This is a genomic window from Microbacterium sp. K24, assembly GCF_004794465.1.
Taxonomy (GTDB): Bacteria; Actinomycetota; Actinomycetes; order Actinomycetales; family Microbacteriaceae; genus Microbacterium.
In genome coordinates, this window is the sequence record NZ_SSDJ01000030.1 from 1 (window position 1) to 21,178 (window position 21,178).

Here is a 21,178-nt window from a genome sequence, read left to right on the forward strand (position 1 = left end):
GAGTGAGCATCGGGAGGGGCCCGCGCAGCGGGAGGGAACCCGCTCTGCGAACGAAGGGAACATCCCGCATCCCGACCCACAGATGACCGACAACCCGAGAATCCAGAGACTGTCCGACCCCGAAGATAGGCTGATCCCGTGATTGTGGAGCACCTGAGTCTGGTCGATTTCCGCAATTACGCGACCGCCGAACTCGCCCTCCACAGCGGCCCCAACGTCCTCGTCGGCCGGAACGGTCAGGGCAAGACGAATCTCGCGGAGGCCGTGGTCTTCCTGGCGACGCTCGGTTCGCATCGGGTCTCATCGGATGCGCCGATGGTGCGCGACGGTCAGGAGTTCGCGATCATCCGCGCCCGTCTGTCGCATGGTGAGCGCAAGGTGCTGGTCGAGGTGCAGCTGAATCGGCAGGGTTCGAACAAAGCGCGCATCAACGGGTCGCCGTCGAAGGCGAATGAGCTTCCCCGCTATGCGCACGTGGTGCTGTTCGCTCCGGAGGATCTGCAGATCGTGCGTGGCGATCCGTCGTCTCGCCGTCGTTTCGCGGATCAGCTGCTCATCCAGCGCACGCCGCGGATGGCGGCCGTGCTCGCGGACTACGACCGGGTGCTCAAGCAGCGCAACGCCCTGTTGAAGTCGGCGCGGGCACGCGGCATCCGGGGTGAGGGTCTCAGCACCCTCGATGTATGGGATGACAAGCTCGTGGCGCTGGGTTCCGAGATCATCACCGCTCGTCAGCGTCTGGCCGCCGATCTGCAGCAGCCGGTGGCCGACGCGTACGCGGCGATCGCCGGTGAGGATCACCGTCCGCAGCTCGACTGGGCGCTGTCGGTGAGCGGCGCCGATCCGGAAGACGACGGCGCGGATCCGACGGATGCCGATGCCGCCGCCCCCTCCGACAAGGTCAGCGAGACGCGCCTCATCGCCGACCTGTTCCGCGCGTCGCTCGCGGCGAAGCGCTCGAACGAGCTCGATCGTGGTCTGACGCTGACGGGTCCGCACCGTGACGACCTGGTGCTGCGGGTGCGCGACCTTCCGGTGAAGGGGTATGCCTCGCATGGCGAGTCCTGGTCGGTCGCGCTCGCTCTCCGTCTCGCCTCGGCCGAGCTGCTGCGCAGCGAGTCGCCGGCCGGGGATCCGGTGCTCATCCTGGATGACGTCTTCGCCGAGCTCGACGCCGACCGGCGGCAGCGCCTGGCCTCGCTGACCTCGGGGTACGAGCAGGTGGTGGTCACGGCGGCGGTGGAGGAGGATATTCCCGAGGTGCTGCACGCGCACGTGGTGCGGATCAGCGCCGGCACCATCAGCGACGAGCGCCAGGTTCAGGAGGCGGCAGACGATGACTGACGTCAGTCCGACATCTGCGGCGGCCGAGGTCCCGGAGACGGTCGCCACCTATCTGCGCCTGCGAGGTCTCAAGCCGAGCTCGAGTTCGTGGAAGCGCAAGCGTCGCATCGTCGACGACGAGAACGCGCCGTTCACTCCCGGTCGCGACCCCGGTTCGCTCGGCGCGGTGCTCGATCGACTCAGCAAGGACTCCGGCTGGCAGACGACGCTGGCGCGTGAGGATCTCGTGCGGCAGTGGGCCGATCTCGCCGGCGCCGACACGGCGAAGCACTCCGAACCGGTCTCTCTGGAGCGCGGACTCCTCACGGTGAAGTGCGACTCGACGGCGTGGGCGAAGAACCTCCAGTTCATGCGGGCGACCATTCTCACGGAGATCGGGCGTCGCTATCCGGATGCCGGTGTCGAGAACCTCCGCTTCATCGGACCGGACGTTCCCTCCTGGAAATGGGGTCCCAGAGCCGTTCCAGGACGGGGCCCGCGCGATACCTACGGGTAGGGCACCATGCGAGGGGTCTGAAACGCTCAGAGGGCCACACGCGGCCGCTGAGCCGCATATCGTGACGAAATCCCGCTAGAATGGGAGTTCGTGATATCGATGTGGAGAATGCCCTCTGATGACGCCTGAATCCCCCGCAGATGAGACGGAATCGACCAACGGGGGACCCTCCGACCCCGCCGACGCGTCCGAGAAGACGAGCACGTCCATCTCCCCCAAGGTGAAGCAGCCCGGCGAGTACGGTGCCGACTCGATCCAGATCCTCGAGGGCCTCGAAGCCGTCCGCAAGCGACCCGGTATGTACATCGGATCCACGGGTCCGCGCGGTCTCCACCACCTGGTCTACGAGATCGTCGACAACTCCGTCGACGAGGCGCTGGCCGGTCATGCCGACACCATCCTCGTGACGATGCTCGCCGACGGCGGCGTGCGTGTCATCGACAACGGTCGCGGCATCCCCGTCGACCCGCACTCCTCCGACCCCAACAAGTCGACGGTCGAGGTCGTGCTCACGATCCTGCACGCCGGCGGCAAGTTCGGCGGCGGCGCCTACGCCGTGTCCGGCGGCCTGCACGGAGTCGGCTCGTCGGTCGTGAACGCGCTGTCGACGAGGTTCGACGTCGAGGTCAAGCAGAAGGGCTTCGTCTGGCGGCACTCCTTCGCCGACGGCGGCATCCCGCAGCAGAAGCTCGAGAAGGGCGAGGCGACCGACGAGACCGGAACGAGCATCACGTTCTGGCCCGACGCGAGCATCTTCACCGAGACGGTCGACTTCGACTACGACACCCTGCGCACACGCTTCCAGCAGATGGCCTTCCTCAACAAGGGTCTGCGCATCGAGCTGCGCGACGAGCGCGCGTCCTCCGCCTACGAGGTGGAGGAGGAGGGCGTCACGACCACCAAGCAACCCGCCGACGTGTTCCTCTACGAGCGCGGTCTCGTCGACTACGTCGAGTACCTCAACAAGGTGCGTCACGCCGAGGTGGTGAACGACGAGGTGATCGCGTTCGAGTCCGAGGACACCGTCCGCAAGATCTCGCTCGAGGTCGCGATGCAGTGGACGACCTCGTACACCGAGAACGTCTTCACTTACGCGAACACGATCAACACGCACGAGGGCGGCACGCACGAAGAGGGATTCCGTGCTGCGCTGACGACCCTGGTGAACAAGTACGCCCGCGCCAACAACATCCTCAAGGAGAAGGACGACAACCTCTCCGGAGACGATGTGCGCGAGGGACTCACCGCGGTCATCTCGATCAAGCTCGGCGAGCCCCAGTTCGAGGGGCAGACGAAGACGAAGCTGGGCAACACCGAGGCCAAGGCCTTCGTGCAGAAGGTCGTCGGCGATCAGCTCGGCGATTGGTTCGACCGCAACCCGACGCAGGCGCGGAACATCATCCGCAAGGCGCTCGACGCGGCGACCGCGCGTCTGGCCGCCCGGAAGGCCCGCGAGACCGCACGTCGCAAGAGCGTGTTCGAGTCGGCGGCGATGCCTGACAAGCTGAAGGACTGCACCAGCAAGGATCCGTCGATCAGCGAGATCTTCCTGGTGGAGGGTGACTCGGCCGGCGGTTCCGCCGTGCAGGGTCGCGACCCGCACACTCAGGCGATCCTGGCGCTCCGCGGAAAGATCCTCAATGTCGAGCGCGCGCGTCTCGACAAGGCGCTGGGCAACCGCGAGGTCCAGGCGATGATCCAGGCCTTCGGCACCGGCATCGGCGAGGACTTCGACATCGAGAAGGCCCGCTATCACAAGATCGTCCTGATGGCGGATGCCGATGTCGACGGCCAGCACATCACGACGCTGCTGCTCACGCTGCTGTTCCGCTACATGCGCGGACTCATCGAGGCGGGCTTCGTCTACCTCGCGATGCCGCCGCTGTACCGCCTGAAGTGGTCGAACTCGGCGCACGAGTACGTGTTCAGCGACGCCGAGCGCGACGCGCTGCTGAAATTCGGCCTCGACAACGGCAAGCGCATCCCGAAGGATGCCGGCATTCAGCGGTACAAGGGTCTCGGCGAGATGAACGCCAAGGAGCTGTGGGAGACCACGATGGATCACACGACCCGGACGCTCCGGCAGGTGACCATCGAGGATGCCGCGGCCGCCGACGAGATCTTCAGTGTGCTGATGGGCGAAGACGTCGAGTCCCGACGCAGCTTCATCCAGCGCAACGCCAAGGACGTCCGCTTCCTCGACATCTGATGCGAGCGTTTCGTCTCGCTTCGCTCGCTCAACGACCGGAAACTGAAGAAATCACATGACTGACGAAGAACGCCCCGAGCCGGCGCACGATCACGGCAAGATCGACCAGGTCGACCTGCAGTCCGAGATGCAGCGCAGCTATCTCGACTACGCCATGGCCGTCATCGTCGGGCGCGCCCTCCCCGACGTGCGCGACGGACTCAAGCCCGTGCACCGCCGTGTGATCTACGGCATGTACGACGGCGGTTTCCGCCCCGACAAGTCGTTCTCGAAGTGCGCGCGCGTGGTCGGCGAGGTCATGGGCCAGTACCACCCGCATGGTGACACGGCGATCTACGACGCCCTCGTGCGTCTGGTTCAGCCGTGGGCGCTGCGGTATCCGCTGGCTCTGGGCCAGGGCAACTTCGGGTCTCCCGGCAACATGGGTGCGGCTGCCCCTCGATACACCGAGACCAAGATGGCTCCGCTCGCGCTCGAGATGGTGCGCGACATCGAGGAAGACACGGTCGACTTCCAGGACAACTACGACGGTCAGACGCAGGAGCCGACGGTCCTCCCGGCCCGGTTCCCGAACCTGCTCGTCAACGGCTCCGTCGGCATCGCGGTCGGCATGGCCACCAACATCCCGCCGCACAACCTGCGCGAGGTGGCGGATGCTGCGCTCTGGGCGCTCGACAACCCCGGCATCAGCCGCGAGGAGCTGCTCGACGGCCTGATCCAGCGCATCCCCGGCCCGGACTTCCCGACCGGCGCGCAGATCCTCGGAACCAAGGGCATCCATGAGGCGTACCGCACGGGTCGTGGCTCGATCACGATGCGCGCGGTCGTCAACGTCGAGGAGATCCAGGGTCGCACCTGCCTCGTGATCACCGAGCTGCCCTACCAGGTCAACCCCGACAACGTCGCGGTGAAGATCGGCGACCTCGCGCGTGACGGCAAGATCACCGGCATCGCCGACATCCGCGACGAGTCGTCCGACCGCACCGGTCAGCGTCTCGTGGTCGTGCTCAAGCGCGATGCGGTCGCGAAGGTCGTGCTGAACAACCTGTACAAGCACACGCAGCTGCAGGAGAACTTCGGCGCCAACATGCTCGCGATCGTCGACGGCGTGCCGCGCACGCTGGCGATCGACGGCTTCGTCACCCACTGGATCGCGCACCAGATCGAAGTGATCGTGCGCCGCACCCAGTACCGCCTCAACGAGGCCGAGAAGCGCATGCACATCCTGCGGGCCTACCTGAAGGCGCTCGACGCCCTCGACGAGGTCATCGCGCTGATCCGACGCTCGCAGACGACGCAGGAGGCGAACGAGGGACTGCAGAAGCTCCTCGACATCGACGACATCCAGGCCGACGCGATCCTGCAGATGCAGCTCCGTCGTCTCGCTGCGCTCGAGCGCCAGAAGATCATCGAGCAGGCCGAAGAGCTCGAGGCTCTGATCACCGACTACAAGGCGATCCTCGCCGACGAGGGTCGTCAGCGCACCATCATCCGCGACGAACTCACGGGCATCGTCGACCGCTTCGGCGACGAGCGGCGCACGCACATCCTGCACGGCTTCGACGGCGACGTCTCGATGGAAGACCTCATCGCCGAAGAGGAGATGGTCGTCACCGTCACGCGCGAGGGCTACATCAAGCGCACGCGCAGCGACAACTACCGTTCACAGCACCGTGGCGGCAAGGGCATCAAGGGCGCACAGCTGCGGGCCGACGACATCGTCGAGCATTTCTTCGTCACCACGACGCATCACTGGCTGCTCTTCTTCACCGACAAGGGTCGCGTCTACCGGGCGAAGACCTACGAGGTGCCGGAGGCCGGTCGCGACGCGAAGGGCACGCACGTCGCGAACCTGCTCGCCCTGCAGCCTGATGAGAGCATCGCCCAGGTGCTCGACATCCGCGACTACAACGTGGCGGAGTACCTGGTGCTCGCGACCCGCGAGGGTCTGGTGAAGAAGACCCGTCTCGAGGCCTACGACACCAACCGTCAGGGCGGGGTCATCGCGATCCGCCTGAACGACGAGGACGAGCTGGTCAGCGCGCTGCTCGTCGATGCGTCGGACGACATCCTCCTGATCAGCCGCCGCGGCATGTCGGTGCGGTTCGAGGCGACCGATGAGGCGCTCCGTCCGATGGGCCGCGCGACCGCGGGTGTGCGGGGCATGAAGTTCAAGCTCGACGACGACAGCCTGCTCTCGGCATCCTTCGCAGCGCCCGGCAAGTTCGTGTTCGTGGTCACCGACGGAGGGTACGCGAAGCGCACCGCCGTCGAGGAATATCGCGTGCAGGGACGCGGCGGAACAGGCATCAAGGTCGCCAAACTGAACGACGATCGGGGCACCCTCGCGGGCGGTCTGATCGTCTCGGAGGACGACGAGGTCTTGGTGGTTCTGTCCAGCGGCAAGGTGGTACGCTCTGCCGTGGCCGAGGTGCCCGCCAAGGGCCGAGACACCATGGGAGTGGTGTTCGCACGGACGACGGATGCCGACCGGATCCTCGCCATCGCCCGAAACGGCGAGCGAGGCCTCGCAGATGACGAGGCGGAGGCGGACTCCGAGACCGCGGCCCCCGAGACGACACAGACACCTGAGGAAAGCACGGACGAATGAGCACAGTAGCCGACAAGCTGGCGAAGAAGTCCACACGCAAGACCGGCGGCAAGCAGGTCCGCCTGCGTCTGGTCTACGTCGACTTCTGGTCGGCCGTGAAGCTGTCGTTCCTCGGAGCGGTCGCGCTCGCGGTCGTGACCATGGTGTCGTTCTTCCTGATCTTCCTGGTGCTGCAGGCGACGGGCATCATGGCGACGGCCGATGAGTTCGTGCGCAGCTTCACCGACGGCGCGATCCCGCTCTCCGAGGTCGTCGGCCTGCCGCAGGTGATGGCGTTCGCCGCCGTCGTCGCGATCCTCAACCTCATCGTCTTCACGGTGCTCGGCGCCGTGATCGCCGGTATCTACAACCTCGCGGTGAAGGTGACCGGCGGCCTGCTCGTCGGCTTCATGTCGAACTGACCTGACGTTTCGAAGGGGCGGATGCTGCGGCATCCGCCCCTTCTGCGTCCTCGGCGCCTTCGAATCGCGCAACTGGTCGGTTCGAGGCCCAGAAAGCGACCAGTCAAGCGATTCGAAAGCCCGCGGGGACTACGGAAAACCCGAAGCCAGGAGTCCGGATGCCTCGGTGTTCCGGCGGAAGACCCCGCCGTACCTTGGAACCATGACGACACACACTGCGCCTCCTCCGCAGGCCGCGGCCGTGAAGCCGCCGCTGCGCATCTTCCTCACCGTCCTGCATCTGGCAGGCGTCGGAGTCCTCGGCGGCATCATCTTCACGACCCTCGGCGGGCTTCTCGGCACCGGCCTCGGCCTTCTCTTCGCCGCGGGCATCGGTGTGATCCTGCTCGTCGGCCTGGTCTACGCGCTGTTCGGCGTCGGCTGGTTCGAGGTCGCCCGCGTCAGCGCGCTGTACCGCACGCCGATCGCGCCGCTCCGACTGCGCCAGCGGGACCGTCCCGGTTTCGGCGGCTGGCTGCGCTCGCTCGGCCGGCAGGCGATCGACGGCCGCATGTGGCGCGCTGTCGCGAACTTCGCCATCGCGGCGATTCTCGGTTTCATCGTCCTCCGGCTCTTCTGGAGCCTCATCTGGTCGATCTTCATCGCCTTCGCACCTCTCACCGAGGCCGAGTCGGTCATGGGACCGTTCGGTGGTGGCGGCATCCCCGTCGAATGGGCGCCGCTGGTCGGCATCCTGGGCATCGCGGCATCCGGCTTCGGCATCTTCGGTCTCGCACTGCTCCACCGCACGCTCGCCCTGGCGATCGTGATCCGCAGCCGCGAGGCGGAGCTCACCGAGCGGGTCCGCACCACGACCGCCCAGCGAGAGGGCGCGGTGCGGGCGGCGGATGTCGAGCGCACCCGCATCGAGCGCGATCTGCACGACGGCGTCCAGCCGCGGCTGGTCTCGGTGGGCATGACGCTCGGGCTCGCGCAGCAGAAGATCGACAACGACCCGGATGCCGCGAAGGAGCTGATCGCCGAGGCGCACACCTCCACGAAGGCGGCCATCACCGAGCTGCGGCAGCTCGCCCGCGGCATCCACGCCTCGGTGCTCGACGACCGCGGTCTGGATGCGGCGCTCTCCGCACTGGCCGGGCGATCGCACATCCCCGTGCACCTCGACGTGCGCATGGACGGGCGCTGCAGCCGCGAGGCCGAGGCCGCCGTGTACTTCGCGATCGCGGAATCCCTCACCAACGCCGCCAAGCACTCCCGGGCGAGCGAAGCACGAGTGATCGTGAGACTCCGCGACGGCGGCACCCTCTGGGCCCGCGTCGAGGACAACGGCATGGGCGGCGCGCAGGTGCAGCCCGGCGGCGGTCTCGACGGCATCGCGAACCGCATCCTCGCGGCCGGCGGCACCTTCCGTCTCGACAGCCCGGTCGGCGGACCGACCTCGCTGGAGGTGAACGTGCCATGCGCATCCTGATCTGCGAGGACTCGGTCCTGCTGCGCGAGGGTCTCGTCCGTCTTTTCGAAGACGCCGGCCACGAGGTGGTCGCGGCGCTTCCCGACACGTCGGGTCTCGGCGAAGCCGTGGAGACGACCGACCCGGAGCTCTGCATCCTCGACGTGCGGCTCCCTCCGACGTTCACCGACGAGGGGATCCGCGCGGCGCTCGGACTGCGGTCCACGCATCCGTCGCTCGCGATCCTCGTGCTCTCGCAGTACGTCGAGGAGCGGTACGCGTCGGATCTGATCGCCGCGCAGGGCGGCCCCCTCGGCTACCTGCTCAAGGATCGGGTCGCGGATGTCGCGGAATTCCTCGCGTCGGTGCAGCGCATCTCGGAGGGGGCGACCGTGCTCGACCCCGAGGTGGTGGCGCAGCTGCTCACCCGGCGGAACCGTGACGATCGGATGCTGCGGCTCACCGAGCGCGAGCGCACCGTGCTGGCCCTCATCGCCGAAGGAAAGTCGAACCAGGCGATCGCCGGGCTGCTCTTCCTCTCGGAGGCGAGTGTCGAGAAGCACATCACCTCCATCTTCCAGAAGCTGGGCTTCGAACAGGGCGAATCGGGAAACCGTCGCGTGCTCGCCGCCCTCGCCCACATCGAGAACACCGGTGGCCCCGTGCCGCCGGCCGGCCCGACAGGAGTGGCACGATGACGAACGACCAGAACGACCAGAACGACCTCACGGGCGGGCACACCCCGCTCACTCCCCCGCCCGCATCGGCTGCGCAGACATCGACTCCGCAGACATCGGCTCCGCAGGGGCCGACGCCCCCGGCATCCGATGAATGGGTCGCGGAGCCCGTCGAGGCTCCCCGCTCCGACGCCGCGCCCACCCGCTCCTCCGGCACGACCGCGATCATGGTCGTGACCGCCGTGGTCGGCGGCATCGCGCTGCTGGGCTCCGGGGGCACCGCGGCCGCCGCGGCCGCTGGTGACCTGCTGAGCTCGAGCCTTCCGGACTCGGTGCAGACCGTGGGGGTCGACGGGATCGACGGCGTCGACCTCGACGTCGACGGAAGCAGCATGCGCATCGAGTTCGGCGACGTGGAAGAGGCCGAGTTCTCCCTCACCAACGGACGCCCCTCATGGACGTTCGAACGCGACGGCGATGAGCTGATCGTCCGCAGCCCCGAGTCCCGCTGGGGCTGGTGGTTCGGCAACTGGTTCGGTGACGAGGAGATCGCGGTCCTCACCCTGCCCGAGAGCCTCCGCGGCGAGATCGACGGCGACCTGACGCTGGATGCCGGCAACCTCGACGTCGTCGGCGACTTCGGCGAACTCAGCGTCGACGTGGCCGCCGGGGCGCTCGATGTCGAGGGCTCGGCCAAGAGCCTCGACATCGACATGAGCGCCGGTCGCGCCGATGTGCTGCTCGACGACGTGGACACCGCGGTGCTCGGCGTCTCGGCGGGCAACCTCGACGTCGAGCTGACCGGCACCGCGCCGAGCCGGACGACCATCGACGTGAGCGCCGGATCGGTGGATCTCACGGTGCCCGACGAGTCCTATGCCATCACGCAGGACATCAGCGCGGGATCGCTCGACGCGAAGGTCGACCAGTCCGGTGGCGACCGCCGCACGATCGACGTGAGCCTGTCGGCGGGAAGCGTGACCATCCGTCCCGGGAACTGACCCCGCTCGAGCGCGAGGCCTCTGTGAGGGGCCTCGCGCTCGATTCGGATTTTCCGCGGTTCTCCGGTAAAGTCTTGGAGGTTGACGGGGCTATAGCTCAGGCGGTTAGAGCGCTTCACTGATAATGAAGAGGTCCCAGGTTCAAGTCCTGGTAGCCCCACACTTTCAATTCAAGAAACACCCTCACGGGGCCTTAGCTCAGTTGGTAGAGCGCCTGCTTTGCAAGCAGGATGTCAGGAGTTCGAATCTCCTAGGCTCCACATCATTTTCAGAGTGATGGACCGCGTCTGATCCGCACCGGTCCTCGCGCGTCTTCGATCCGCACGGCTTCGCCCTTCTGCGTCACGACGATCTCGTCGAGGCCGGCCAGCTCGGCGGCCACACGTCGGACGTCGTCCATCCGTGCCCGCCAGGAGTCGCCGCCGATCGCGCGCGCCACGTCGCTCGGGCAGATCGACGACTCGCTGCGTTTGCGGACCAGGGCCCGGATGGTGGCCGCAGCGCGGTCCTCGAACTCGGCATCCGTCGGCTCCTCCCACCAGGGTGTGCCGCGCTCGCCGAGGGCGGTCTTCGCGTCATGCACTCGTCGCCGGGCGTCGTCCTCGTCGGACTTCACGGCCCGGCGCGCCGCCATCAGCTCGTCGACGAGTTCCTGCCGGAACGTCTCGGGGATCGACGGGTCCGTCGCACGCCAGCGTCGGCCGTCGACGACGATGTGGTGCCCGTCCGGTGTGTGCTCCGTCATGTCGGTAGTGTGCGCGCGGGGATCCCGCATGCACAGAGGGTTGACGGATCAGTCCCGCCGGCGGAAGAACCTGGCTCGGGCCGCGGCATCCGACGGTGTGTACACGACGAGCTGGATGTCGGTCTGATCCGACGGACGCAGCTGGTGGTGCTCGAAGACGAGACGCCCGAGCGTCGGATGCTGGAACACCCGCTCCCTGGACTCGAACCCCCGCACGTCGTGGCTCTCCCAGCGCTCGCGGAACTCCGGGCTCGCCTCCAGGAGCCGCCCGACGAGGTCGCGGTAGCGGGGATCGCCGAGGCGCGGTCCGGCCTCGGCGCGGAACTCGGCGAGGAAGCGGCGGCTGGTGTCGTCCCAGTCGTCGAGCAGTTCGCGCACCGCGGGGTCGGTGAAGATCAGCCAGAGGAGGTTCCGCTGCTCAGGCGGGGTCGTGGCGACGTTCGGATAGAGCGCCTCGTAGGCGCTGTTCCAGCCGGCGACGCCCCAGTCCGGCGCGAGCGCATAGGCCGGATGCTCCTCGAGCGCGTCGAGGAAGCGCTGCACATGGGCGGGCGCCGTCTCGACCGCCTCGCCAGAACCGGGGCGGGTGGGTGAGAAGCCCGCCAGTCGCAGGGCGTAGTCGTGCTCGGCCACGCTCAGGTGGAGGGCCGTGGCGACGGCATCGAGCACCTGGCGCGACGGGTTGATGTCGCGTCCCTGCTCGAGCCAGGTGTACCAGGTGACGCTGACGCCGGAGAGGTACGAGATCTCCTCCCGCCGCAGCCCGACGGTGCGCCCGCGCCCCGCAGGAGGGAGCCCGTAGGCACCGCGGTCGAGCTGCTCGCGTCGGGCGCGCAGGAAGGCCCCGAGTTCCTTGCGCTGCTCCTCGTCGGTCGCCATGTGACAAACCTAGTGCTCCCACTACTAGTGTCAGCGCCGTCTTCCGGCATCCGTCCGCCGCAGCGAGAGTGGAATCATGCCCACCCCTCTTCGCTCCCGCACCGTCACGCACGGCCGCAACGCCGCCGGGGCCCGCGCGCTCTTCCGCGCGGCCGGCGTCAACGCCGCCGACTTCGGCAAGCCGATGATCGCCGTCGCCAACAGCTTCACCGAGTTCGTCCCCGGCCACACGCACCTGCAGCCCGTCGGACGCATCGTCTCCGACGCGATCTCCGCCGCCGGCGGCATCCCCCGCGAGTTCAACACCATCGCGGTCGACGACGGCATCGCGATGGGCCACGGCGGGATGCTGTACTCGCTTCCCTCGCGCGACCTGATCGCCGACTCCGTCGAGTACATGGTGAACGCGCACCAGGCCGACGCGCTGGTCTGCATCTCGAACTGCGACAAGATCACCCCCGGCATGCTGATGGCCGCGCTGCGTCTGAACATCCCGACGGTCTTCGTTTCAGGCGGACCCATGGAGGCGGGGCGTGCGACGCTCGTCGACGGCTCCGTGCGCACGCTCGACCTCGTCGACGCGATCTCCGAGGCGGCGAACGACACGGTGTCGGATGCCGACATGAAGCGCATCGAGGAGAACGCGTGCCCGACCTGCGGCTCGTGCTCCGGCATGTTCACGGCGAACTCGATGAACTGCCTCGTCGAGGCGCTCGGCCTCGCGCTCCCCGGAAACGGCTCGGTCCTCGCCACGCACACCGCCCGCCGCGCGCTGTACGAGCGAGCCGGCGAGGTGGCCGTCGAGATCACCCGCCGGTTCTACGACGAGGACGACTCCTCGGTGCTCCCCCGCGAGGTCGCGAGCTTCGCCGCCTTCGAGAACGCCATGGCCCTCGACATCGCGATGGGCGGTTCGACCAACACGATCCTGCACCTGCTCGCCGCCGCGCACGAGGCCGGCATCGACTTCGGCCTCGACGAGATCGATGCGGTGTCCCGCCGGGTGCCATGCCTCGCGAAGATCGCGCCGAACCCGGCCTACGGCCGCATGTACTACATGGAGGACGTGCATCGCGCCGGCGGCATCCCCGCGGTGCTCGGCGAGCTGCGCCGCGGCGGACTGCTCGACGAGAACGTCTCGACCATCCACTCGACGTCGTTCGCAAGCTGGCTCGACGACTGGGACATCCGTGGCGGGAAGGCGACGGAGGCTGCGCACGACCTCTGGTACGCGGCACCCGGCGGCGTGCGGTCCTCGAGCGCGTTCTCGCAGTCGGAGCGCTGGGCGGCGCTCGACGAGGATGCCGTGACCGGCTGCATCCGCGACGTCGAGCACGCCTACTCGGTCGACGGCGGCCTCGCCGTGCTCCGAGGCAACCTCGCGGTCGACGGAGCGGTCGTGAAGACGGCCGGCGTCGACCCCTCGATCCTGGTGTTCTCGGGCCCGGCGGTGGTCTGCGAATCGCAGGAGGAGGCGGTCGCGAAGATCCTCGGCAAGAAGGTGCAGCCGGGCGACGTCGTGGTGATCCGGTACGAGGGTCCGAAGGGCGGTCCCGGAATGCAGGAGATGCTGCATCCGACGTCCTTCCTCAAGGGACGCGGTCTGGGCAAGGTGTGCGCGCTGGTCACCGACGGCCGCTTCTCGGGCGGCACGTCGGGGCTGTCGATCGGGCACGTCTCGCCCGAGGCGGCCGGCGGCGGGGTGATCGCGCTGGTCGAGGACGGCGACATCATCGACATCGACATCCCCTCGCGCTCGATGGTTCTCCGCGTCGACGAGTCCGAGCTGGAACGTCGCCGGGCGCTGCTGCTCGAGCAGGGCGGCTTCCGCCCGAAGGATCGGGTGCGTCCGGTCACGCCGGCGCTGCGGGCGTACGCGGCGATGGCCACCTCGGCGGATCGCGGTGCCGTTCGCGACGTCGACGCGGTCGAGCGCGCGCTCCGCGAGCAGGAGGTCCGGCAGGCCGCCGCACTCGTCTGACGCGACGCGACGCGACGTTTCGGGAGGAGATTGGCGCTTCCGGAGGATGTCTGCACCCCATCCGTCCCTCCGAAGCGCAGATCTCCTCCGGAACGGGACGCCCGCGGGTGTCAGCGCACGCCGGATGCCGTGGAGCGCCGCGCGATGAGCCGCATCGGCAGGACGACGTTCTCGAAGCTCCGCGTGCGGTCGCCGAGCCGAGCGACGGCGAGCTTCGCTGCCTGGCGTCCGAGCGCTTCGACGTCGCCCGTCACGACGCTGATGCCCAGCACCTGCGCCCACTCGGGTTCGTCGAAGCCGATCACCGCGGGAGACGGCGCACCGCTGTCGGCGATCTCCTCCATGACTCCCAGGAGGATCCTGTTGTTGCCCGCGACCACGGCCGTCGGCGGATCCGCGAGCGCGAGCAGTTCGCGCATGCACGCGCGCGATGAGACGACGTCGTGTGCGTCGGTGCGCAGCAGGTCGCGCCACTCGGCGTCCGTGCTGTCGAGCACGTCGCCCATGCCCGCCAGACGTGCGCGATACGTCGGCAGCCACGCGTAGTCGCCGATGAAGGCGATGCGGCGGTGTCCGGCGTCGATCAGGTGCCGCGCGGCTAGGCGCCCGCCCTCGCGATTGTCGAACACGACCGAGTCGGCCTCGACGTTCTCGGCGGGGCGGTCGACGAACACGACCGGGATGCCGCGCGACTGCAGCTGCGCATATCCGGCGTGGTCGGGAGTCGCCGAGACCGTGATGACGGCTTTGGTCTGACGGTCGGCGAGGTCGTGCGCCACCCGCTGCTCCTGCTCGGCGGACTCGCGGGAGTTCGCGACCGAGAGGTGCATCCCGTGCGGGCGTATCTCGTCTTCGATCGCATGGGCGAGGGCGGAGTAGAAGGGGTTGGTGAAGTCCCCCGTGATCAGTCCGATCGAGTCGGCGAGGCGTCCACTCGCGAGCAGGCTCGCGGCGGCGTTGCGCTGATAGTCGAGCTCGGCGGCGGCGGCGAGCACGCTGGCCAGGGTCTTCTCGCTGACGTACGACTCCCCGCCGAGGGCGCGGGAGGCCGTCTTCAGACTCACGCCGGCGCGAGCAGCGACCTGCGCGAGCGTCGGACGCGGCGCGACGGCCTGATCGTCTGGTGTGGTCATGCGTCCCCCTGCCGCCGGGGCGGCGGATAGCTCATTATGACGGGCGGCGGATGCGAGATGCATCTTCCGCCCGTTGCCGGGGCTGTGATAGCGTCCTCATCATATGACAGCGGTGTCATAGATCGTAAGCCGCCTCGCGAAGGCGATCCGCGGCCGACGGACGACACAGAGCAGTGAAGTTTCGAGGAGCAACCATGAGGGTCCCCAGCCCCACGCCCGCCCGACCCGCCCGCCGATCAGCGGTCGCCGCCGGTATCGCGCTCGCCGTGACGGCCGCGATGCTGACGCCGATGCAGGCGTCCGCCGCGGCGCCGACGACGTTCGCATCGTCGTTCGAATCATCGGATGCCGCGCCCGTACTGACCGGCACCGGCGAGGCGGTCAACGTCACCGGCAGCCGCTTCGTGCCCGGCAGTGTGCTCGGCGGCATCACCGCGGTGACGGCATCCGCTGAGAACGCCCCGGGCGAAGGAGCCGCGTTCGTCGCGGACGGCAACGCCTCGTCGAAATGGCTCGCGTTCACCAACAAGGCCTGGGTGCAGTATCAGCTGGCGGCCGCGCAGCCGATGGCGAGCTACACGCTCACCTCCGGGAATGACGCTCCCGAGCGCGACCCGAAGGACTTCCAGGTGCAGGGGTCGCAGAACGGCACCGACTGGGTCACGATCGACGAACGCACCGGCGAGCAGTTCACCGGACGCGGTGAGACCCGCTCCTTCACGCTCGCCACGCCGAGCGAGCCGTATCTCTATTACCGCCTCGACGTGCTGGCCACGAAGGACCCGTCCAAGAACATCGTGCAGCTCGCCGGATGGGAGCCGATCGCCGTCGACGGGGCGACGGCGGAGCCGGCCGACCTCATGCTGCAGATCGGGAACGGCCCGACCAGCTCCGACACCGCCAAGACCGGCGTCGGCTTCTCCGGCACCAAGGCGCTGCAGTACACCGGCCGCCACCTCGATGCCGGCCCCGCCTCATCGACGAGCGTGCTGTACGACGACGTCGAACTCGCGGTCGAAGACGACAGCGAGCTCTCGTACCTCGTCTTCCCCGTGCTCGACGGCGAGCAGACCTATGCCGCCACCTTCGTCGCGGTCGATCTGACGTTCGATGACGGCACGACGCTCTCCACCAGCGGCGCCGTCGACTCCTACGGCTACGGTGCGAACGCGCGGCAGCAGGGCCAGGCGAACGTGCTCTGGCCGAACCAGTGGAACAAGGTGACGGTCGACCTCGGCGGGTTCGCGGGCCGCACGGTCGACGACGTCCTCTTCCGCTACGACCACCCCGGCGCCGACGTCAAGGGCGTCGAGGTCCCGACCGGCGCCACCGCCTTCAGCGGCTGGCTCGACGACGTCGCGATCGGCGCGGCAGAACAGCGCGACACATCCGACGGCCTCGTCTCCTACGTCGACACCCGCCGCGGCACGAACTCGACCGGCGGCTTCTCACGCGGCAACAACCTGCCCGCGACCGCCTGGCCGAACGGCTTCAACTTCATCACCCCGATGACGAACGCCGACAACGTCGGCACGCTCTACCAGTACCAGCGCGCGAACACCGCGCAGAACCTCCCGGCTCTCAACGGCATCGGGTTCTCGCACCAGCCGAGCATCTGGATGGGCGACCGCAACCAGATCGCCGTCCTGCCCGCCGCCAACGCCGACCCGACCTCATCGCTCAACGACCGCAAGCTCACGTTCCACCACGAGAACGAGACCGCGCGGCCCGACATCTACGGCGTCGAGTTCGACAACGGCATCAACACCGAGGTCACGGCCACCGATCACGGAGCGATCTACCGCTTCGAGTTCACCGGCGACGCGAGCTCCGTGCTGATCGACCAGCTGGTGAACTCCTCGAAGCTGACGATCTCCGGCGACACCGTCTCCGGCTGGGTCGACGGCGGCTCCGGCTACCCCGGGCGCACCCGCATGTACGTGTACGGCACGTTCGACCGTCAGCCCACGAACGCCGGCGCGACCACGCGCGGCGACCGCAACGGCACCGCCCGCTTCGCCGCCTTCGACACGACCACCGACCGCACGGTCGAGCTGCGCCTGTCGTCGTCGTTCATCTCGCAGGACCAGGCGAAGGCGAACCACGGCCTCGAGCTCGACGGCGTCTCGTTCGACCAGGCGCACGCCGCCGTCCGCGACGCGTGGAACGACCGCCTCGGCGTCGTGCACGACGTCAAGGGAGCGACCGACACGCAGCTCGTGACCCTGTACTCGAGCCTGTACCGGTTGAACCTGTACCCGAACTCGCAGTTCGAGAACACGGGCACGGCATCCGACCCGGTCTACCAGTACGCGAGCCCGGTCGCACCGACGACCGGACAGCCGACCGACACGCAGACCAATGCCGCGATCGTCGACGGCAAGGTCTACGTCAACAACGGCTTCTGGGACACGTACCGCACGGCCTGGCCGCTCTACTCGCTGCTGTACCCCGACGTGACCGAAGAGCTCGTCGACGGATTCGTGCAGCAGTACCGCGACGGCGGGTGGATCGCTCGCTGGTCCTCCCCCGGTTACGCCGACCTGATGACGGGCACGAGCTCCGACGTCGCGTTCGCCGAGGCGTACCTCGCCGGATCCCTCACCACCGACACGGCACTCGAGGCCTACGACGCCGCGGTCAAGAACGCCACCGTGCTCCCGGCATCCAACGCCGTCGGCCGCAAGGGACTCGGACAGTCGATCTTCCTCGGGTACACCGAGGCGACGACGCACGAGAGCGCATCGTGGGGTCTGGAGGGCTACATCAACGACTTCGGCATCGCCGAGATGGCGAAGGCTCTCTCGGAGGACCCGAACACCCCGGCAGAGCGCGTCGAGCAGCTGAGGGAGGAGGCGACCTACTTCGAGGCGCGCGCCGAGCACTACGTCGAGATGTACAACCCGGAGGCGGGAACGTTCACGTCGCGCAACGCCGACGGCTCGTGGACCTCGGGAGCGGACTTCGACCGCAAGGCGTGGGGTGGGGCCTTCACCGAGGCGAGCGCCTGGACCTTCGGGTTCCACGCCCCGCACGACGTCGACGGCCTGGCCGCGCTGTACGGCGGGCGCCAGGGACTCGTCGACGAGATGCATGAGTTCCTCACCGTGCGTGAGAAGGCCGACTACTCCGGCATCCACGAGGCGCGCGAGGCACGCGACGTGCGTCTCGGCATGCTCGGCATGTCGAACCAGATCGCGCACCACATCCCCTACGTGCTCGCCGAGGCCGGCGACCCGTCCGGGGCGCAGGAGCTGATCCGCGACATCCAGGACCGCCTCTTCGTCGGCTCCGACATCGGCCAGGGCTACCCGGGCGATGAGGACAACGGCGAGTTCTCGGCCTGGTACGTCTTCTCCGCCCTCGGGTTCTACCCGCTCGAGGTCGGCTCCGGCGACTACACGATCGGCACGCCGCTCTTCGACAGCGCGACGCTCTCGATCGGCGACAAGGATCTCGTGATCAACGCTCCCGGTGCGTCCGAGGGTGCGGATTACGTGGCCGGCGTCAGCGTCAACGGCGAGGCGATCACCGAGACGACCTTCGACGGCGACCTGGTGCGCGAGGGGGGAACGCTCGACTTCACGATGAGCGAGACCCCGTCCGCCTGGGGCGCGAAGGATCTCAGCGAGCCTCTCGAGGTGCCCACCACCCTGGTGGATGCCACGAAGCCCGGCCGCGGAACTCTCGCGGCGACCGACGGCACGCCGGTCGGCTCGCTCGTCGACGACAACATGAACTCGAAGGTCACCTTCACCGGTGACTCGGCCGAGCTCGTGTGGACCTCGCAGTCCGGACCGGTGTCGATCGGGCAGTACACGCTGACGAGCGCGGCGAAGGCCGACGCCCCGTCGAGCTGGACGCTCGAAGGCTCCCTGGACGGCACGACGTGGACCGAGATCGACAGCCGCGAGGCCGAGTCGTTCACGTGGGACACGCAGACCCGCCCCTTCACCGCGAAGAACGATGACGGGTACACGAGCATCAGGCTCACCCTGCAGGGTGCGAGTGCGACCCTCGCCCTGTCCGAAGTCGAGCTGTTCGCCTCCGCCTCGGCGGCGGACGGGCTCTCGATCGCCGCCGGCCCCGCACAGCGGGTCGCCGTCGACACCGAGTTCACCGGACAGCTCGCGACGATCGTCGGAACCGAGACGGATGCCGCCGGCTACACCGTCACGGTCGACTACGGCGACGGCGCCGAGGTGACGGACGTGGATCTCGTTCGCGACGACCTCGGCGGATGGAAGGTGAGCGCCCCGCACACCTTCACCGCCCCCGGGACCTACTCGGCGGCCGTCACGGTACGCGATTCCGCGGGAGCCGTGGCCCAGGCCACCGCGACCGTCGTGGTCTACCGCGACGAGACCTTCGTCGGAGCGTTCAACAACGTCTGCATCGGCGACCTCGGTCTGACCGCGGCGAACTGCGACTCGCAGGGCCACGGCTATTACCGCGACAAGCTGGCGGCGGACGGGTTCGTGCAGGGTCAGACCCTGACGATCCCGGGCACGGAGCTGACGTACGACCTTCCGGCGGTGGCCGCGGGTGCGCCCGACAACATCACCGGCGAGGGCCAGACCGTCAAGCTCTCGCTCGGCGACGGCGCGACGCAGCTGTCGTTCATCGGCACCGCGACCGAGAGCAACCGCGACTCGGATGCCGTGCTGCACTTCACCGACGGCAGCACGCAGACCGTGACGATCAGCCTCGGCGACTGGGTCGGAGCATCCGGCAACCCGTACAAGAGCAACACCGTGCTCACGATCTCAGAGGGTCGTCTCTCGGGCACCGGCGCGGAAGGCGGCGGCCCCAAGAACACGGCGATCTACGCCACGGCGCCGATCACACTCGATGTGGACGCCGAGGGCGCCCCGAAGGTCGTCGAGTCGCTGACGATGCCGACGGAGCCCGGCGAGCTGAACGACGGACGCGTGCACCTGTTCGCGTTCGCCTCCGACGGCGACCGCGCAGCCACCGCACCGCTCGTCGTCGAGGCGGGCACCGTGCCCGGCCAGATCGCCGGAGAGTCGTTCGATGCGACGCTCGCGACGGTCGCAGGCGGTACGGGTGACGTCACCGCGCTCGTCAACTGGGGCGACGGCTCACCCGTCGCCGAGGTCGACGTCGTCGAAGGCGCCGTGGCCTCGAGTCACACGTACGTGACGGCCGGCACCTTCACGGTGACGGTCACGGCGGACGACGGAGTGAAGTCCGCGGATGCGGCGCTGCAGATCACGGTCGAGGAGCCCGCACCCGCGTACGATCCCGAGATCGTGGTTCCGGCCGAGGCACGACCCGGCGACGAGGTGTCGGTCTCGGGCACGGGATTCGCCGCTGGCGAGAACGTCTCGATCCGCATCGACGACGAGGAGCCGGTCGTCGTGAAGGCCACGGATGCCGGCGCGATCAGCGCCGAGATCCAGATCCCGAAGCAGGCCGTCGACGGTGATCACCCCGTGATCGCGATCGGCGACGTCTCGAAGATCGAGGCGAGGGCGTCGATCCGGGTCACCAGCGAGACTCCGGCGCCGCAGCACACGAATCTGAAGCTGACGGCGGGACACGACGATCCGGTCGCCGGCGAGTCGGTCGCGCTGACCGCGAGCGTGAAGCCGAAGAAGGCGGAAGGCACGGTGGAGTTCCTCGAGGACGGCGCGATCGTGGGCTCGGCAACGGTCACGGGTGGTGAGGCGACCGCCGATGTGCTCGTCGCCACGTCGGGAACGCACACCTTCGTCGCACGGTTCGTGCCGTCCGACCCGAAGGAGTGGGCGGGTTCCGAGTCGGAGCCGCTCACGATCGAGGTGCGCAGCACTCCGGTGCTGGACGCCGAGCTCGTGATCGGGAAGACCAGCGTGGTGCAGGGCGGAAGCCTGGAGATCACCGGTCGCGGTTTCGCCGCGGGCGAGACGATCACGGTCACGCTGCACTCCGACCCGATCCGCCTCGGACAGGTCACTGCGGACGGGACCGGAGCCTTCCGGATCGTGGTCACCGTACCCGCCTCGGCTCCGGTCGGCGCGCACACCCTGATCGCCGTGGGCGTGGACTCCGGTCTCAGCGCTCAGGGTGCTCTGCAGGTGACCGCCGCAGCGGGGAACGGCGGCGGTCTCGCCGGCACGGGCGGAGCGATCCCCCTCTCGCTGCTCGCCCTGGTGTTCATGCTGCTTGCAGCCGGAAGCATCCTGGTGATCCGCCGCCGGCGACAGGAGGCCTGACCCCCGCAGGCCCCACGACAAGAAGCCGCCCTC

The 21,178-nt window shown here is 68.4% G+C and carries 13 protein-coding genes and 2 tRNA genes; 12 read left to right on the forward strand and 3 right to left on the reverse strand.

The annotated features are described in order from the left end of the window. Positions 1-138: 138 nt before the first annotated feature. The 10 genes from recF to DW306_RS01075 all read left to right on the forward strand — a co-directional run bounded on the left by recF (position 139) and on the right by DW306_RS01075 (position 10,449). Entirely contained in the window at positions 139-1,344 is a 1,206-nt protein-coding gene (recF, locus tag DW306_RS01030) for a DNA replication/repair protein RecF (protein ID WP_136053795.1), read from the forward strand. Next, positions 1,337-1,840 carry a DciA family protein gene (locus DW306_RS01035; protein WP_136053796.1) on the forward strand — a complete coding sequence of 168 codons (504 nt, stop codon included), beginning with the start codon at positions 1,337-1,339 and terminating at the stop codon, positions 1,838-1,840. The genes recF and DW306_RS01035 overlap by 8 nt, the downstream gene beginning before the upstream one ends. Positions 1,841-1,958: 118 nt before the next feature. Next, on the forward strand, positions 1,959-4,049 hold the full coding sequence (gene gyrB / locus DW306_RS01040) for a DNA topoisomerase (ATP-hydrolyzing) subunit B (RefSeq protein WP_240747000.1): 2,091 nt from the start codon (positions 1,959-1,961) through the stop codon (positions 4,047-4,049). Between the two features lie 55 nt (positions 4,050-4,104). Further along, a complete protein-coding gene (gene gyrA, locus DW306_RS01045; protein WP_136053797.1) occupies positions 4,105-6,660 on the forward strand; it encodes a DNA gyrase subunit A in 2,556 nt (851 codons plus the stop codon). Continuing rightward, on the forward strand, positions 6,657-7,061 hold the full coding sequence (locus DW306_RS01050) for a DUF3566 domain-containing protein (protein ID WP_046014673.1): 405 nt from the start codon (positions 6,657-6,659) through the stop codon (positions 7,059-7,061). The genes gyrA and DW306_RS01050 overlap by 4 nt, the downstream gene beginning before the upstream one ends. A gap of 202 nt (positions 7,062-7,263) precedes the next feature. Continuing rightward, positions 7,264-8,532 (forward strand): sensor histidine kinase, encoded by a 1,269-nt coding sequence (locus DW306_RS01055; protein ID WP_136053798.1) that lies wholly within the window; start codon positions 7,264-7,266, stop codon positions 8,530-8,532. Next, entirely contained in the window at positions 8,520-9,209 is a 690-nt protein-coding gene (locus tag DW306_RS01060) for a response regulator transcription factor (protein ID WP_136053799.1), read from the forward strand. Before DW306_RS01055 ends, DW306_RS01060 begins: the two co-directional genes overlap by 13 nt. Continuing rightward, entirely contained in the window at positions 9,206-10,189 is a 984-nt protein-coding gene (locus DW306_RS01065; protein WP_240747001.1) for a DUF4097 family beta strand repeat-containing protein, read from the forward strand. Before DW306_RS01060 ends, DW306_RS01065 begins: the two co-directional genes overlap by 4 nt. Before the next feature lie 86 nt (positions 10,190-10,275). After that, positions 10,276-10,349 (forward strand) — tRNA-Ile (locus DW306_RS01070). A gap of 27 nt (positions 10,350-10,376) precedes the next feature. Then, positions 10,377-10,449 (forward strand) — tRNA-Ala (locus DW306_RS01075). Positions 10,450-10,457: 8 nt separating this feature from the next. Here DW306_RS01075 and DW306_RS01080 read toward each other — a convergent pair. Together DW306_RS01080 and DW306_RS01085 are read right to left on the reverse strand one after the other, a co-directional pair. After that, the gene (locus tag DW306_RS01080; RefSeq protein ID WP_136053800.1) at positions 10,458-10,934 is read right to left on the reverse strand and encodes a DUF3253 domain-containing protein; all 477 of its coding nucleotides are present in this window, start codon (positions 10,932-10,934) and stop codon (positions 10,458-10,460) included. Positions 10,935-10,982: 48 nt separating this feature from the next. Beyond that, the gene (locus tag DW306_RS01085) at positions 10,983-11,813 is read right to left on the reverse strand and encodes a helix-turn-helix transcriptional regulator (protein ID WP_136053801.1); all 831 of its coding nucleotides are present in this window, start codon (positions 11,811-11,813) and stop codon (positions 10,983-10,985) included. Positions 11,814-11,889: 76 nt separating this feature from the next. Here DW306_RS01085 and ilvD point away from each other — a divergent pair, with 76 nt between their 5' ends. Then, the gene (gene ilvD / locus DW306_RS01090) at positions 11,890-13,794 is read left to right on the forward strand and encodes a dihydroxy-acid dehydratase (RefSeq protein WP_136053802.1); all 1,905 of its coding nucleotides are present in this window, start codon (positions 11,890-11,892) and stop codon (positions 13,792-13,794) included. 110 nt (positions 13,795-13,904) lie between these two features. Here the strand turns inward: ilvD and DW306_RS01095 are convergent, their stop codons facing one another. Beyond that, positions 13,905-14,927, reverse strand: a complete 1,023-nt coding sequence (locus DW306_RS01095; RefSeq protein ID WP_168429192.1) for a LacI family DNA-binding transcriptional regulator — start codon at positions 14,925-14,927, stop codon at positions 13,905-13,907. A 194-nt stretch (positions 14,928-15,121) separates the two neighbouring features. Between DW306_RS01095 and DW306_RS01100 the strand changes: the two genes are divergently transcribed. Continuing rightward, positions 15,122-21,145 (forward strand): GH92 family glycosyl hydrolase, encoded by a 6,024-nt coding sequence (locus tag DW306_RS01100; protein ID WP_136053804.1) that lies wholly within the window; start codon positions 15,122-15,124, stop codon positions 21,143-21,145. Positions 21,146-21,178: the final 33 nt, after the last annotated feature.

What these genes read in the sequence shown, in the direction of transcription:
- DW306_RS01035 (WP_136053796.1), top strand. Translation starts at nt 1,337, where the DNA reads ATGACTGACGTCAGTCCGACATCTGCGGCGGCCGAGGTCCCGGAGACG.
- gyrB (WP_240747000.1), top strand. Translation starts at nt 1,959, where the DNA reads ATGACGCCTGAATCCCCCGCAGATGAGACGGAATCGACCAACGGGGGA.
- gyrA (WP_136053797.1), top strand. Translation starts at nt 4,105, where the DNA reads ATGACTGACGAAGAACGCCCCGAGCCGGCGCACGATCACGGCAAGATC.
- DW306_RS01050 (WP_046014673.1), top strand. Translation starts at nt 6,657, where the DNA reads ATGAGCACAGTAGCCGACAAGCTGGCGAAGAAGTCCACACGCAAGACC.
- DW306_RS01055 (WP_136053798.1), top strand. Translation starts at nt 7,264, where the DNA reads ATGACGACACACACTGCGCCTCCTCCGCAGGCCGCGGCCGTGAAGCCG.
- DW306_RS01060 (WP_136053799.1), top strand. Translation starts at nt 8,520, where the DNA reads ATGCGCATCCTGATCTGCGAGGACTCGGTCCTGCTGCGCGAGGGTCTC.
- DW306_RS01065 (WP_240747001.1), top strand. Translation starts at nt 9,206, where the DNA reads ATGACGAACGACCAGAACGACCAGAACGACCTCACGGGCGGGCACACC.
- DW306_RS01080 (WP_136053800.1), bottom strand. Translation starts at nt 10,934, where the DNA reads ATGACGGAGCACACACCGGACGGGCACCACATCGTCGTCGACGGCCGA.
- DW306_RS01085 (WP_136053801.1), bottom strand. Translation starts at nt 11,813, where the DNA reads ATGGCGACCGACGAGGAGCAGCGCAAGGAACTCGGGGCCTTCCTGCGC.
- ilvD (WP_136053802.1), top strand. Translation starts at nt 11,890, where the DNA reads ATGCCCACCCCTCTTCGCTCCCGCACCGTCACGCACGGCCGCAACGCC.
- DW306_RS01095 (WP_168429192.1), bottom strand. Translation starts at nt 14,927, where the DNA reads ATGACCACACCAGACGATCAGGCCGTCGCGCCGCGTCCGACGCTCGCG.
- DW306_RS01100 (WP_136053804.1), top strand. Translation starts at nt 15,122, where the DNA reads ATGAGGGTCCCCAGCCCCACGCCCGCCCGACCCGCCCGCCGATCAGCG.